This window comes from Paenibacillus sp. J22R160, assembly GCF_059692135.1.
Genome location: NZ_JCAUAU010000015.1, coordinates 137,614 through 151,900, shown reverse-complemented (window position 1 = coordinate 151,900; position 14,287 = coordinate 137,614). Strand labels below are relative to the sequence as shown.

The following is a 14,287-nucleotide window of genomic DNA, read 5'->3' as shown; positions in this document are numbered from 1 at the left end:
ATTTCCCAGTATGTAAGACCCCTTGTAGACGACGAGGTTGATAGGTTCGAGGTGGAAGTGCAGCAATGCATGCAGCTGACGAATACTAATCGGTCGAGGGCTTAACCTAATCCCATTAAAGTGATGAAGAGCTCCGAAGTGGACTCAAGTACTTTAACGGGGCCCAAAGGATTTAACCCCTAAGGGCAAAAACCTAAGTAAACCTTACTTTACGCACGTTTCGTATCTAGTTTTCAAGGCGCAAACCACGCTTTGACTGTTTGGTGATGATGGCGGAGGGGACCCACGCGTTCCCATCTCGAACACGACCGTTAAGCCCTCCAGCGTCGATGGTACTTGAACCGCAGGGTTCTGGGAGAGTAGAACGTTGCCAAGCAGTATTCCCTGATAGCTCAGTTGGTAGAGCACTCGACTGTTAATCGAGTTGTCACAGGTTCGAGTCCTGTTCGGGGAGCCATTGCTTCCATAGCTCAGTCGGTAGAGTGCATCCATGGTAAGGATGAGGTCACCGGTTCGATTCCGGTTGGAAGCTCCAGTAAGTTTTTGTAAGGCCCGTTGGTCAAGTGGTTAAGACACCTCCCTTTCACGGAGGTAACAGGGGTTCGAGTCCCCTACGGGTCACCATTACGTATATCCCATGGAGGCTTAGCTCAGCTGGGAGAGCATCTGCCTTACAAGCAGAGGGTCGGCGGTTCGATCCCGTCAGCCTCCACCATTAACTGCATAAGCCGTTGTAGCTCAACTGGTAGAGCAACTGACTTGTAATCAGTAGGTTGGGGGTTCAAGTCCTCTCGACGGCATGTTATTATTGGGGATTAGCCAAGCGGTAAGGCAACGGACTTTGACTCCGTCATGCCAAGGTTCAAATCCTTGATCCCCAGTTTATTTCATGAGTCATTAGCTCAGTTGGTAGAGCACCTGACTTTTAATCAGGGTGTCGTAGGTTCGAATCCTACATGACTCACCATTTGCCTTATTTACAACATGCGCGTATGGCGGAATTGGCAGACGCACTAGACTTAGGATCTAGCGGGTGACCGTGGGGGTTCAAGTCCCTCTACGCGCATTAAATCCTCAGTAGTATTTATACTCTTGAGGTACCCTGCGGAAGTGGCTCAGCGGTAGAGCATCGCCTTGCCAAGGCGAGGGTCGCGGGTTCGATCCCCGTCTTCCGCTCCATTTTTTAAGCGCCCTTAGCTCAGCTGGATAGAGTATTTGACTACGAATCAAAAGGTCGGGAGTTCGAATCTCTCAGGGCGCGCCATCTTTTATTAGTTATACCGTATCGGGATGTAGCTCAGCTTGGTAGAGCACCTGCTTTGGGAGCAGGGGGTCGCATGTTCAAATCGTGTCATCCCGATATACGCGCGGGTGTAGTTCAATGGTAGAACTTCAGCCTTCCAAGCTGGTAGCGTGGGTTCGATTCCCATCACCCGCTTCACACAAAGAAAGAGTCACCTTCGGGTGGCTTTTTCTTTGTTACGGGAAGGGAAGAGAATCCACGCTAACCTTTTTCCTTTACGTTGAGAGGGAGGGCAAGTTTTTCGGTTTTATACATACATTAATTACCACGACCTATTAGGGTCTTTTTTTATTTTACTACTATATGCAAAGAGCGGATTGTGGTAAAATATTCTGAAATGAGTTTTTATAACGTTAAGCTTTTATAGAGAGAAGCATTAATGCAACATAGTGAATAGATGAGGTGGAGAGTTATGTTAGAGAATGTAATCGGCCTACAAAAGCAAGGGACGAATAATCTGCTTCGCAGGGACGTACGCTTCTTGGGGCACATACTAGGTGAAGTTCTGGTACATCAGGGCGGTAATGATCTCCTTGAGGTTGTCGAGAAAATTCGTGAGATGAGTAAGTCTTTAAGAGCACACTATGTCATTGAAATCTATGATGAATTCAAAGAAACAATTTCTTCGCTTGATCCGGAAATTCGTCATCAAGTGATCAGAGCCTTCGCTATTTACTTCCAGCTTGTTAATATTGCTGAACAGAATCATCGGATTCGTCGTAAAAGAGATTACGAGCGCTCCTCCGGTGAATCCGTGCAGCCTGGTTCCATAGAGAGCATTGTACAGGAACTAAGAAACACTCAGATCCCTTTTGAAGAAGTACAAGAAATTCTTAAAGCTATTTCCTTAGAGCTTGTAATGACTGCACATCCAACGGAAGCTATGCGCAGAGCAGTACTTGATATCAATCTGCGAATTTCGGATGATATGATGAAGCTAGATAATCCGATGCTAACTTCTCGTGAGCGTGAACAGCTGCGTGAGAAGCTGCTAGGGGAAGTTCTGAATCTTTGGCAAACGGACGAGCTGCGTGACCGCAAACCGACGGTAATCGATGAGGTTCGTAATGGTTTGTACTATTTTGACGAAACTTTGTTCGATGTACTGCCGGAGATCTATCACGAGCTTGAGCGCTGCTTAAATAAATATTACCCGCAGGATACATGGCACGTGCCATCTTTCTTGAAGTTCGGTTCATGGATTGGTGGAGACCGTGATGGTAACCCTTCTGTGAGAGCGAATGTAACCTGGGAAACGCTAGGATTGCACCGTCAGCTGGCTTTGCAAAAGTATGAAGAAGTTCTGAATGAAACACTAGAACATATGAGCTTCAGCCGGAATATTGTGGCGGTTAGCGAAGCTTTACTCGAGTCGATTCAGTGTGACCGCGAAGCGCTTGGTAATGTGCAAGATGTATGGCGCAATGAGAAAGAGCCATACCGTATCAAAACAACGTATATGATCGTAAAAGTTCACAACACGGGCAATCCTAATGTGCCAACAAGCCAGAAATATAACAGCCCTGACGAATTCATTAGTGATTTGCAAATTATTGATGCTAGCTTGAGATCACATTTTGCTGATTACGTTGCAGACAAATATATTAAAAAGCTGATCCGTCAAGTTGAGTTGTTCGGCTTCCACTTAGCTGCTCTTGATATTAGACAGCACAGTAAAGAGCATGAATCTGCCATGACTGAGATTTTGGCGAAGATGGGCATTACGAGTGACTACAGCAAGCTCTCTGAAGAGGAGAAAATCTCGCTACTTACTGATGTTTTGAATGATCCAAGACCAATCACTTCAACGTATTTGGATTACTCCGAAGGTACGAAGGAGTGCTTAGATGTTTACCGTACGGTAGGCAAAGCGCAGAAGGAGTTCGGGCGCAATTGTATCAATAGCTACCTAATCAGTATGACACAGGGAGCTAGTGATCTTTTGGAGGTTGTTGTGTTTGCGAAGGAAGCAGGCTTATATCGCAAAGAGAGCGACGGCAGCGTTACAAGCACGCTGCAGTCGGTACCTCTTTTTGAAACAATCGACGATTTGCATGCGGCACCAGGCATTATGAGCACGTTGTTAGCTATTCCTGCTTACCGTGATAGCCTTGATCCGGAAACGCAGCTTCACGAAATCATGCTTGGTTACTCGGATAGCAATAAAGACGGCGGAGTAATTACAGCAAACTGGGAGCTTCGTATGGCGCTTCAGGACATCACAGAAGCAGCAAAAAAGTTCGGCGTGAAGCTGAAGTTCTTCCATGGCCGTGGTGGCGCGCTGGGGCGTGGCGGAATGCCGCTAAACCGCAGTATCCTTGCACAGCCGGTAGAAACGCTAGGCGGCGGCATTAAAATCACGGAGCAAGGGGAAGTATTGTCCTCCCGCTATTCCTTGCAAGGGATTGCATACCGCAGCTTAGAGCAGGCGACTTTCGCTTTGATTACAGCGTCCAAATTATCGCGCGCCCCACAAAGACTTTCACAAGAAGACAAGTGGGAGACTATTATGCGCGGTATTTCGGAGGAGGCACAGACGAAGTATCAAGATCTTATTTTCCGGGACGATGACTTCTTAACGTTCTTCAAAGAATCCACACCGCTTCCTGAGATTGGCGAGCTGAATATCGGTTCACGTCCATCCAAGCGTAAAAATAGCGACAGATTCGAAGATTTGCGCGCGATTCCGTGGGTATTCTCCTGGACGCAAACTCGTTATTTGCTTCCTGCTTGGTATGCGGCAGGCACGGGTCTGCAAAGCTTTTATCAAGGGAATGCAGCGAACCTAGAGACTTTAAAAGAAATGTATGAAGATTGGTCATTCTTCCGTACGATGATTGATAATCTGCAAATGGCGCTAGCCAAAGCGGATTTGCAAATTGCTAAAGAATACGGGAATTTAGTGAAGGAATCGGCGATTGCAGAGCGTATTTTCAACCTGATTAGGGAAGAATATGAATTAACTTCTTCGATTATTTTGCAGATTACAGGGCAGCAAGAGATTTTGGATAATGTGCCTGTGATTCAAGAGTCAATCCGTCTCCGTAACCCTTACGTTGATCCGCTAAGCTATATGCAGGTTGAACTGCTTACAGAGCTTCGTGCACTGCGTGAAAACAATGAAGATGATGCGATTCTGCTGCGTGAAGTGCTGCTTACTATTAACGGCATAGCAGCTGGGCTGAGAAATACAGGCTGATCATACAGAGCATAAGCGTATAGACAGGATGATAAAGTCGGGGGCCTCGAATATCGAGCGCAGCTCGACTTTTCCTGTCCTATACAAGGTGCCCATAGATGGACGGAGGGTTATTGGCTGCATGGGGCGATGGTTAGCGATTATTCTTGTCCTTATAGGTGCTTCAAGTTATGGCTTGCTTTCCTCTTATATCAAGATGGCTTATGATCAAGGATTTACTGATGGGCAAATTACCCCTGCACAAATGACGATGGGAACATTGCTCGTGTGGCTATTGATTCTTTTTCATAAAAAATCTTGGGTTAATCCTTTTAAAGGTCCTTGGATAAAGCTAGGTTTGATTGGTATTTTTGGATTGGCCTTAACGACTGTTTTTTACAATATTGCCTTGCAGGAATTGAATGCTTCTTTATCGATTATTTTGTTATTTCAGTTTACATGGATGACGATAGGAATGGATTGCATACGCAAACGCAGACTGCCATCAAAGTCAGAAGGTATTGCGGTCATGTTCATTCTTGCAGGGACTGTTCTTGCAGTGAATATACTAGATACGAGCTGGGAGCAGCTCAGTTACTTCGGGATTTTATACGGACTATTATCTGCTTTAACGTATAGCACCTTCCTCTTTTTCACAGGTCAGGTAGTTAGTCCTCTTCCGCCTCTAATGAACTCAGCCATCATGCTTACCGCGGCGATTCCAGTCATGTATGTGTTGTATCCCCCTACGGTATTTGTGCAAGAGAATGGAAGTGAACTGCTGCTCTGGGGTCTCCTTTTGGGCTTTCTAGGGCAGGTTGTGCCTACGGTATCTTTTAACATTGGTATTCCCCGAATTGGCAGCACACTTGCGGCTATGTTAGGTTCGGTGGAACTTCCTGCGGCGATCGTCGCTGCGTATTTAATTATTGCGGAGCCGGTAAATGGGTTACAATGGGTAGGGATGGGTTTAATTTTGGTTGGAATCCTAATTTCTGAAAACAAAACGTAATTTTTGCGTATGTATTAGAAAAGAATCGAATTGCCTAAGAAGCCGGAGGAAATCGAATTGAATTTTGTTGAAGCACGTCTGGCTAAACTAGCCAGAAATGGGGATCGAAATGCTTTTGCGGAGCTTGTAGAGCTCTATAAGGATAAGATCTTTCACTTGGCTTACCGTATGCTGAATAACAAACAAGAGGCCGAGGATGCGGTGCAGGAAACATTCTTGCGGGTATACACCAATTTGCACCGATATGATGAGAATCAGAAGTTTTCAACTTGGATTTTTCGAATTGGGACGAATCTGTGTATCGATAAACTGCGCCGAAGAAAGAATACGTATTCCTTAGATGCGGAAATGCCGGATGGAGAAGGCAATGATTATTATGCCATGCTGCCAAGTCATGAAGACACGCCTGAGAAGCAAATTATTGTGTCTGAGACGCAGGAACAGATCCGTAGAGCTATTGATGCATTACCGGAAAAATATAAATCAATCGTCATTTTAAGATATTTGCAGGATATGTCCCTTCAAGAGATCTCTGAGGTGCTTGGCATGCCTGTAACAACGATCAAAACACGTGTACATCGCGGGCGAGAGTACTTGCGTAAACGGTTAGAACAGGAGGAACAAGATGCCAATACAAATCCTGTTCCAAGATGAAACATATTTAAATTCGAAACGTATGGTATATCACAACATGCAAAAGTCTAAGAAAGGGGTGGCTGCCCGATGAACTGCAAAGAAGCCCTCCCGCTCATACATGAATATCTAGACGGTGATTTGCAAGGATCGGATTCTCGGCTGTTAAAAGAACATCTGATTTCTTGTCAGGCCTGTCATGCTTTATTCAAACAATTAGAGAAAACAGATGCGCTAGTTAGAATGCTGCCACCACTCAGAGCTTCTGATACGCTAACAGCACAGATTATGAGCGGATTGCCTCCAATGAAGCAAAGAAGTGGCTGGATGGACTTCATTCGCAGGCATCCTGCTGGTTCGGTAGCTGTCGTTTTCGGCGCCGTCATGTTCGGTAGCTTCATGTCAATGTGGAATGATGATACGAATTTGATGGTCAAAGGAAGCAACCTCCAGGATGTAATTATCCAAGGGGATACGGTTATTGTTCCGCAGGGTCATACTGTGCAAGGAGATCTCGTTGTACAACGGGGAACACTGAAGGTGGAAGGCGAAGTGACAGGTAATTTAACTGTTATCGATGGCACACTTAATTTGGCGTCTACCGCGCATATTTCGGGTCAAGTTACACAGGTGAATGAAGCAATAGGTTGGGTTTGGTATAAATTAGGCGAGTTCGTAGGGATGCTCTCGAATTAGCTTGAAACGTCTGCCGTTGGCTTTGAGCCGAAGGGGGCGTTTTTTTTTAGGTACATTGAACCAAATCAACTGGGAAACACTCAGATAAGTAGAGAAAAATAGAAGTATACTTAGGATTATGTTATGATTCTAGGTATAGAGAGATCACTGTGTTCAGTCGCCTGGGGGAGAATAATAAATGGACTTACTCACGAGCATCTCGGCTAAGGATATCGTTGATATTCTGATCGTTAGCTATGTGATTTATAAATTGATCCTGTTAGTTCGTGGGACAAGGGCCATTCAGCTCATGAAGGGTATTCTTGTTGTCGTCATTACATGGGTATTTAGTATTTGGTTTAAACTCAGTACGCTGCAGTGGATGATGAATCAAACCTTTACGTTTGGGGTATTGGGCGTTATTATTATTTTTCAACCCGAGCTTAGACGGGCCTTAGAGCAATTAGGCCGTGGAAAGCTGTTTAGCCGCTCCTCAAGCGAAGAAGATCAGGACGTAAACAAGCGAATCAGTGAAGTCATACGGGCTGCGAATTATTTGGCCAAAAGAAAGATAGGGGCCTTGATTGTGTTTGAGAAAGAAACCGGTTTGACGGATTACGTGGAGTCCGGTATTGCCATAGAGAGCAAAATCAGCGCGGAGCTGTTGATTAATATTTTTATTCCCAATACGCCGTTACATGATGGAGCTGTTATTATTCGTCAAGGGCAATTGATGGCCGCGGGCTGCTACTTACCATTGTCTGAAAATCCGTTCATCTCCAAGGAGCTCGGCACTCGGCATCGTGCTGCTATTGGGATGAGCGAGGTTTCAGATGCGATGTGTATCATTGTATCGGAGGAGACCGGCCAGATCTCTTTGACGATGAACGGGCATATTGTGCGGGATATCAAAGAGGAATCCCTGATCGCGAAATTGTTCGAAGAACTTAAACCGAAGGCGAAAACAAATGAGAAGAACCCTTTCTTGAAATGGAGGGGGCGTTCGAATGGATAAATGGTTACGTAATACGAATGTTGTGCGCATCGTTGCGCTTGTAATTAGCATTTTGCTGTGGGTAGTTGTGCATATGGAGGAGACGAACCTATCTCAAAGCTCACCCCTCAGACAGCGGGAAGAAACGATTAATAATGTGGCGATAACAACGAAATACGATGAAACTCATTATCATATTTCGTCAATGGCGCCTTCTAATGTCCAGGTTCTTCTTAGTGGCAAGGAGTCTTCCGTGAAGAAGGTCACAACCAGCAACACGTACCAGATCGAACTGGATTTGACCCAGGTGGGCAAAGGAGATCATCAGCTTACGTTAAAACCTGTTGGTTTCCCTTCTGATGTTGAAGTGCAAATTGTCCCTAGAACGGTTCACGTCATCATTGAAGAACTGCAGATGAAAGAAGTGCCTGTTGTTATCAATGTTAAAGGCACGCCATCAGCAGGGCTGAAAGCCGGCCAACCGATTGTGAAGCCTAACAAAGTGTATATTACTGCGCAAACGAGCAAGCTTGAGCAGATCGAGAATGTGCGCGGCGAGGTTTCCGTTGATAAGGCTCAGTCTGCCGTAACGAAGCAAGTAAAGCTGCAAGCTTTTGATAAAGATGGCAAAGAAGTCGCTGTGAATATGAATCCGCCAGTCGTGGATGTTGAGGTTCCGATTACAAGTCCGTTCCTTACGATACCTCTGCAATTAAAGATAAGCGGTGAACCGCCGAAAGGCTTTGCTATATCGATGGTGACGCAAAGTCCAGACAAAGTTACCGTATATGGCACACAGGATGTTGTGGATCGGATGGAATTTTATCAGGGTCCTCAGCTGAATATTCAAGATTTGAAGGAAACAAAAGAATATTCACTGGACATTCCTTTGAGGAATAAAGTAACACAACTGGATCCTGCCAAAGTTACTGTGAAGGTAGAGATTGTTCCTTCGATTACCAGAGCTTTGGAGAATGTCCCGATTACCATAATCGGTGCCAATGAAAACTATGTAACGAAGGTGACGACGCCGGAAACGGCGCAGCTGAACATAACGGTTGAAGGTACTCCTACCATCATAGATCAACTAAAGGTGCAGGACATTCAGGCTATTCTGGATGTAAGTAATTTACCGCCAGGGAAGCATGAACTGAAGGTTACTCTGAACCTTCCAACGTATGTGAAGCTTGGATCACCGCAAGAAGTGAAAGCAACTGTAGAAATCAGCGAGAAAGCAGCAGCAAATACAGCAGCAAATACAGCACCACCAAAAGCAACAAATCCATAATGGGATGAGACAAGAGGAGAAAAGAGACATGGGGAAATATTTTGGTACTGATGGTGTGCGCGGCGTCGCAAATGGCGAGCTTACACCAGAATTAGCGTACAAGGTTGGCCGCTGCGGCGGGTATGTATTAACAAGACAGGCTAAGCATCCGAAAGTCGTGATCGGGAGAGATACACGCATTTCGGGTCCGATGCTGGAAGCATCACTCGTAGCAGGCTTACTGTCTATTGGTGTTGAGGTTATTCGCATTGGTGTTGTTAGTACACCAGCGGTGGCTTATTTAACGAAAAAGCTTGGAGCGGATGCAGGCGTTATGATCTCCGCTTCCCATAATCCGGTTGAGGATAATGGCATCAAGTTTTTTGGGGGCGACGGCTTCAAGCTTTTGGATGAGACGGAGCTTGAGATTGAGCAGCTGCTTGACGCAGCTGTAGATGAATTACCTCGTCCCGTTGGCGGCGAGATCGGTACGGTTTCAGATAACCCAGATGCGAAGCTTGCCTACCTGGCGTTCTTGAAAGAGACTGTATCCGAGTCTTTCGCTGGATACAAGGTTGTTCTTGATTGCGCGAATGGTTCTGCCTATGAGCTGGCACCTACGATCTTCCGAGAGCTGGGAGCGGAAGTCATCACCATCGGCGCTGAGCCGAACGGACGCAATATTAACGATAATTGCGGCTCCACGCATCCTGAGAAGCTTCGCGAAGAAGTGGTGAAACATGGCGCAGCCATTGGTCTTGCTTTTGACGGAGACGCGGATCGCTTGATCGCGATTGATGAGAAAGGCGAGGAAGTCGACGGAGACTTCATCTTAAGCATTCTAGGAGATGCGCTGAACCGCGCAGGCAAGCTGAACCACGGCACGATTGTGACGACGGTGATGGCGAATATCGGCTTTTTCAAAGGGATTGAAAAAGCGGGTCTTAAAGCACTGCAAACGGCAGTAGGCGACCGCTACGTAATGGAAGAGATGCGTAAAGGTGGCTATAACCTTGGCGGCGAGCAATCCGGGCATGTTATTTTCCTTGATTACATCTCAACGGGAGATGGCATTTTAACAGCCTTACAGTTGGTGAACACAATAGTCGCGTCAGGGCATAAATTGAGTGAACTGAAAGGCATTATGCGTAAATTCCCGCAGCTGCTCGTGAATGTTCGTGTAGCAGATAAGAGCAAGCTGAAGAATAATACAGTTGTCGAAGAAGCTATTCGCAAGGTGGAAGCTGAACTTGGGGATAACGGACGGGTTCTCGTACGTCCTTCGGGAACGGAATCTTTAATCCGCGTCATGGCGGAAGGGCCGGATAAAGAGCAGGTTGAGGCTTATGTGTATGATATTGCGAAGGTTATCCAAGAGCAATTGGTCTAACAATTTTGCGAATTGACGTTTATTGAGGTTCCCCTTTCGCGCTTTTTAGCATTAATGTGTGCTTTTCTGGGCGAATAGGGGGATTTTGATAGAAAAAATAAGTTGCACGATGACTGAAAAATGAATATGATGTATTTACTCAAGAAGGAAAGGCAGGAAAGAGGTTATTCATTTACAAATAGCGCCAGAACTCGCAGGCGGAACGGGAATGTAGTGTAAGCTACTACTACGCAGGTGAGTTGACGAGGTGAAGGTGTTCGAAACATTCGGCGGGGACCTTCCGGCATTAGGAGTGCCGTTAAGTTGGAGAGCAAAAACGCTTGGGCGACCGGGCTGACAAGTATCCAATGTCCGTTTTTTATCATGCGAACTTATAGCTATCGTTTATATATTGTTTTTCGGATCTTTGAAAAATAGCCTTGTTGAATAGGCTCATAAAACTATGGAGGTATTATACTATGTGCGGAATCGTTGGTTATATTGGAAAGCGTAATTCTCAGGAAATTTTGCTGGAAGGGCTGAAAAAGCTCGAATATCGGGGCTATGACTCTGCAGGTGTAGCCGTATATACAGCAAATGGTCTGGAGATTAAGAAAGCAAAGGGCCGCATCGCGAATCTTGAATCCAAGCTGGAGGAAACCCCTCTGAACGGAAGCGTTGGGATCGGACATACCCGTTGGGCAACGCACGGCAAGCCGTCAGATGTGAACTCACACCCTCATACGGACAATTCGTTGAAGTTCTCCGTTGTGCATAACGGGATCATTGAAAATTACATTACTCTGAAAGAAGAGCTAACGGCTAAAGGCCATGAGTTTATCTCTGAAACAGATACAGAAGTGATTTCGCACCTTATCGCTGACTTATACGAAGGAAATATCCTCGAGGCCGTTCAAAAAGCCGTTAAGCAAATGACAGGCGCATTCGCATTGGGTGTATTAACGGAGTATGAACCGGATCGTCTTGTTGCAGTTCGCCAGGCTAGCCCTTTGATTATTGGCATCGGTGAAGGCGAGAACTTCATTGGCTCTGATATCCCGGCTATTCTCGAGTATACGCGTAATGTGTTTATTCTTAATGATGGCGAAATGGCGCTTTTGACGCGTGATGGTGTCGAATTAATGACTTTGGAAGGGAATTTTATTTCCAGGGAAATGTTTCATGTCGATTGGGACATTATTACGGCGGAAAAAGCCGGATTCGATCATTTTATGTTGAAAGAAATCTACGATCAGCCTAAAGCTTATCGCGATACAATGGGAAGCCGTATTGCTACGGATGGCCGTAGTGTAACGTTAAACGAGCTGTCGATCACAGCGGAAGCAATCCGCAACATCAACCGTGTGCATATTGTGGCCTGTGGGACCGCGTATCATGCAGGGATGGTTGGGAAATACGTGATTGAGAAATTGGCGCGTATTCCGGTTGAAACGGATGTTGCATCTGAATATCGTTATCGTTCCCCAATTATCACGAAGGATACTCTAGTGATCGTTGTTAGCCAATCTGGCGAAACAGCAGATACCCTAGCAGCACTTCGTGAAGCGAAGCGTTGTGGTGCGCATGTTCTTGCGATTACTAACGTAGTCGGAAGCTCTGTCGCTCGTGAAGCGGACGATATTATTACAACATGGGCCGGACCAGAGATTGCGGTAGCATCGACAAAAGCTTATACGTCCCAGTTGATTGCTTTCTATTTACTTGGCATTCATTTGGCACAAACAATTGGTACACAAACAGATACGGAAATTGCTGAGATGATTTCAGCTTTGAAACAGTTGCCTGAACAAGTAGAAGAGATTCTTGCTCAAGCAGAAGATCTGAAAGTTGTAGCCGAAGAGATGGCTAAACATGATAACCTCTTCTTCATCGGTAGAGGATTGGATTATGCGGTAGCGTTAGAAGGTTCTCTGAAGCTGAAAGAAATCTCTTATATTCACTCTGAAGCGTATGCGGCAGGTGAATTGAAGCACGGTACGCTAGCACTGATTGAGGATGGCGTTCCTGTGATTGCGCTGGGTACTCAGCTTGAGTTGCTGGAGAAAACGGTCAGCAATATTAAAGAAGTAAAAGCGCGCGGCGCGAATGTGCTAGGGATCGCTGTTGAAGGCGAGCATGAGCTGCTGAAGTCAGTAGACAGCACGTTCGTAATTCCCAAAACGTTGGATGTTCTTTCTCCTGCGTTGTCGGTTATTCCGCTGCAACTGCTATCGTACTACGCGTCTTTGGCGCGTGGGAATGATGTTGATAAGCCGCGGAATTTGGCAAAGAGTGTGACAGTGGAGTAGACGGAAATATACATTAACGTCTCTGGTAATATAAAATAAAAGTGTGGAACTGCAATAATTAATTCTTGTCTAACTAGTAGTTTTCATTCATGTGACCCGATCAAAAAAGTTGTTCGGAATAACCATTAACAATAAAAGTTTTTACAAATTGAACCAGTGCGGAAATCCCGCACCGGTTTTTAATTTTATGGGAGGAACAACTTTAGAACTTTCATTAATGCTCCTTGTATAAGGATTTAAAAGGTTTTGTTGTCCAAAGAAAATAAAGGATTAGACTGGCACCCGTTGATTAAAGGGCAGAAGAGTTCAATAAGAAAGCTCTCAATCGGCAAATGGGGATTTCCATTTTTTGTTTGAATCCGGATTTACAAGGACCTCTTTATAATTGTCAATTTTGTGATCAATAATCCTTTGTGTCTCCAGTAATCTGTCAATCTCGTTCTGAATTCTATTCTTGTGTTCGATTAGAATGGAGACTCTCTGAGGGAGTGAGGCTTCACCCCTTTCGTAAAGCTTACGGAAACGCTTCATTTCTTCCAGTGTCATTCCGGTTGCTTTGAGTCTCGTTAAAAAGACCATGCCTTCCAATTGATGTTTACTGTACGTTCTGTGCCCGCTTGCTTTGCGGTCGGCATACGGAAGTAATCCGATTTTCTCGTAATAGCGGATCGTATCTTCTGACAGACCCGTGAATTCAGCCGCCTGTTTAATTGAGCTTACGGTTTCGGGAATGTCGATCACTTTGCCGTACCTCCTGACGTATTACCACGGTATTACTCCGTTCTCATCAAAGAAACCGCCGTTCGGACCATCGCCCAGAAGGGTGGCGAGTTTCACGACAATGGAAGCGCCCTGTTGGGCGGTACGATAACCCGTATGGCCATTCAAATCCGTAGCTGTGTACCCTGGATCAGCTGAATTTATCTTGATCGGCGTATCTTTTAATTCTTTGGCAAACAAGACTGTTAGTGCATTGACAGCCGTTTTCGAACTCATGTAGGCAAGCAAATTTACACCGTATTTTTCGGCATCCGATTCCGGGGTATTATACTCGGTCAAGGAAGCCAAGCCACTTGAAAGGTTTACAATTCTGCCAGCAGGCGATTTTTTAATCAAAGGGAGCATTGCCTTAGTGACAGAAAAACTGCCGAAAACATTTGTCTCATAAGTATTCCTTAGAACAGTTAATTCCAGTTGACTCGGAGGAAGACCTCTTTCCAAGCACACGCCAGCGTTATTAATCAGAACGTCAAGCGATCCATACTGATCATCAATTTGTTTTACCGCGGATTGTATTGTATCTGAGTCTGTTATGTCCAGGGTAATTGCCTTTGCATTTATGTTCTCAGCCGTCAGGGTAGCCGTCGCTTCCTGTCCTCTTGCTTCATCTCTTGAACCGAGCAATATTGTGAATCCTAGTTTGCCCAATTGCCTAGCAGTCTCCAGACCAATACCTTTGTTTCCGCCAGTGATCAAAGCTATTTTTGATGTGCTCATGATTACGCCTCCTAAAAGTGATATTTACTTGACTAACGATCACTATACAA

The 14,287-nt window shown here is 45.4% G+C and carries 10 protein-coding genes, 12 tRNA genes and 2 rRNA genes; 22 read left to right on the top strand and 2 right to left on the bottom strand.

Translation table 11 applies throughout. The annotated features are described in order from the left end of the window. The 22 genes from AC58UW_RS24470 to glmS form a co-directional block, all read left to right on the top strand. Positions 1 to 109 (top strand): 23S ribosomal RNA (locus AC58UW_RS24470); the annotation flags it as partial. A gap of 150 nt (positions 110 to 259) precedes the next feature. After that, positions 260 to 376 (top strand): 5S ribosomal RNA (gene rrf, locus AC58UW_RS24465). A gap of 5 nt (positions 377 to 381) precedes the next feature. Then, a tRNA-Asn gene (locus tag AC58UW_RS24460) sits at positions 382 to 457 on the top strand. A gap of 2 nt (positions 458 to 459) precedes the next feature. Continuing rightward, positions 460 to 535, top strand: a tRNA-Thr gene (locus AC58UW_RS24455). A gap of 14 nt (positions 536 to 549) precedes the next feature. Then, a tRNA-Glu gene (locus tag AC58UW_RS24450) sits at positions 550 to 624 on the top strand. 15 nt (positions 625 to 639) lie between these two features. Next, positions 640 to 715: transfer RNA gene (locus AC58UW_RS24445), tRNA-Val, on the top strand. A 12-nt stretch (positions 716 to 727) separates the two neighbouring features. Next, a tRNA-Thr gene (locus AC58UW_RS24440) sits at positions 728 to 800 on the top strand. A gap of 9 nt (positions 801 to 809) precedes the next feature. After that, positions 810 to 881, top strand: a tRNA-Gln gene (locus AC58UW_RS24435). Between the two features lie 10 nt (positions 882 to 891). Continuing rightward, a tRNA-Lys gene (locus AC58UW_RS24430) sits at positions 892 to 967 on the top strand. 19 nt (positions 968 to 986) lie between these two features. Next, positions 987 to 1,066: transfer RNA gene (locus AC58UW_RS24425), tRNA-Leu, on the top strand. 38 nt (positions 1,067 to 1,104) lie between these two features. Next, positions 1,105 to 1,179 (top strand) — tRNA-Gly (locus AC58UW_RS24420). Positions 1,180 to 1,187: 8 nt separating this feature from the next. Next, positions 1,188 to 1,264: transfer RNA gene (locus AC58UW_RS24415), tRNA-Arg, on the top strand. A gap of 22 nt (positions 1,265 to 1,286) precedes the next feature. Beyond that, positions 1,287 to 1,360: transfer RNA gene (locus AC58UW_RS24410), tRNA-Pro, on the top strand. Positions 1,361 to 1,367: 7 nt separating this feature from the next. Next, positions 1,368 to 1,438: transfer RNA gene (locus AC58UW_RS24405), tRNA-Gly, on the top strand. 277 nt (positions 1,439 to 1,715) lie between these two features. Beyond that, positions 1,716 to 4,502 (top strand): phosphoenolpyruvate carboxylase, encoded by a 2,787-nt coding sequence (gene ppc / locus AC58UW_RS24400; RefSeq protein ID WP_497423182.1) that lies wholly within the window; start codon positions 1,716 to 1,718, stop codon positions 4,500 to 4,502. 121 nt (positions 4,503 to 4,623) lie between these two features. Continuing rightward, the gene (locus AC58UW_RS24395; protein ID WP_497423181.1) at positions 4,624 to 5,493 is read left to right on the top strand and encodes a DMT family transporter; all 870 of its coding nucleotides are present in this window, start codon (positions 4,624 to 4,626) and stop codon (positions 5,491 to 5,493) included. 57 nt (positions 5,494 to 5,550) lie between these two features. Further along, a complete protein-coding gene (sigW, locus tag AC58UW_RS24390) occupies positions 5,551 to 6,147 on the top strand; it encodes an RNA polymerase sigma factor SigW (RefSeq protein ID WP_497423180.1) in 597 nt (198 codons plus the stop codon). A gap of 69 nt (positions 6,148 to 6,216) precedes the next feature. Further along, positions 6,217 to 6,822 (top strand): zf-HC2 domain-containing protein, encoded by a 606-nt coding sequence (locus tag AC58UW_RS24385; RefSeq protein ID WP_497423179.1) that lies wholly within the window; start codon positions 6,217 to 6,219, stop codon positions 6,820 to 6,822. A 178-nt stretch (positions 6,823 to 7,000) separates the two neighbouring features. Continuing rightward, a complete protein-coding gene (gene cdaA / locus AC58UW_RS24380) occupies positions 7,001 to 7,816 on the top strand; it encodes a diadenylate cyclase CdaA (protein ID WP_127456697.1) in 816 nt (271 codons plus the stop codon). Then, positions 7,809 to 9,083, top strand: coding sequence for a CdaR family protein (locus AC58UW_RS24375; RefSeq protein ID WP_497423178.1), 1,275 nt, complete (start codon positions 7,809 to 7,811; stop codon positions 9,081 to 9,083). The genes cdaA and AC58UW_RS24375 overlap by 8 nt, the downstream gene beginning before the upstream one ends. Positions 9,084 to 9,111: 28 nt before the next feature. Then, positions 9,112 to 10,452, top strand: coding sequence for a phosphoglucosamine mutase (gene glmM, locus AC58UW_RS24370; protein ID WP_497423177.1), 1,341 nt, complete (start codon positions 9,112 to 9,114; stop codon positions 10,450 to 10,452). Between the two features lie 458 nt (positions 10,453 to 10,910). Further along, the gene (glmS, locus tag AC58UW_RS24365; RefSeq protein WP_497423176.1) at positions 10,911 to 12,740 is read left to right on the top strand and encodes a glutamine--fructose-6-phosphate transaminase (isomerizing); all 1,830 of its coding nucleotides are present in this window, start codon (positions 10,911 to 10,913) and stop codon (positions 12,738 to 12,740) included. 321 nt (positions 12,741 to 13,061) lie between these two features. Here the strand turns inward: glmS and AC58UW_RS24360 are convergent, their stop codons facing one another. Both AC58UW_RS24360 and AC58UW_RS24355 read right to left on the bottom strand, forming a co-directional pair. Continuing rightward, a complete protein-coding gene (locus AC58UW_RS24360; RefSeq protein ID WP_497423175.1) occupies positions 13,062 to 13,481 on the bottom strand; it encodes a MerR family transcriptional regulator in 420 nt (139 codons plus the stop codon). Positions 13,482 to 13,502: 21 nt separating this feature from the next. Continuing rightward, positions 13,503 to 14,237 carry an SDR family oxidoreductase gene (locus tag AC58UW_RS24355; RefSeq protein ID WP_497423174.1) on the bottom strand — a complete coding sequence of 245 codons (735 nt, stop codon included), beginning with the start codon at positions 14,235 to 14,237 and terminating at the stop codon, positions 13,503 to 13,505. Positions 14,238 to 14,287: the final 50 nt, after the last annotated feature.

Excerpts from the sequence above, each read along its gene's own strand:
- ppc (WP_497423182.1), top strand. The coding sequence starts at position 1,716 with ATGTTAGAGAATGTAATCGGCCTACAAAAGCAAGGGACGAATAATCTG.
- AC58UW_RS24395 (WP_497423181.1), top strand. The coding sequence starts at position 4,624 with ATGGGGCGATGGTTAGCGATTATTCTTGTCCTTATAGGTGCTTCAAGT.
- AC58UW_RS24385 (WP_497423179.1), top strand. The coding sequence starts at position 6,217 with ATGAACTGCAAAGAAGCCCTCCCGCTCATACATGAATATCTAGACGGT.
- cdaA (WP_127456697.1), top strand. The coding sequence starts at position 7,001 with ATGGACTTACTCACGAGCATCTCGGCTAAGGATATCGTTGATATTCTG.
- AC58UW_RS24375 (WP_497423178.1), top strand. The coding sequence starts at position 7,809 with ATGGATAAATGGTTACGTAATACGAATGTTGTGCGCATCGTTGCGCTT.
- glmM (WP_497423177.1), top strand. The coding sequence starts at position 9,112 with ATGGGGAAATATTTTGGTACTGATGGTGTGCGCGGCGTCGCAAATGGC.
- glmS (WP_497423176.1), top strand. The coding sequence starts at position 10,911 with ATGTGCGGAATCGTTGGTTATATTGGAAAGCGTAATTCTCAGGAAATT.
- AC58UW_RS24355 (WP_497423174.1), bottom strand. The coding sequence starts at position 14,237 with ATGAGCACATCAAAAATAGCTTTGATCACTGGCGGAAACAAAGGTATT.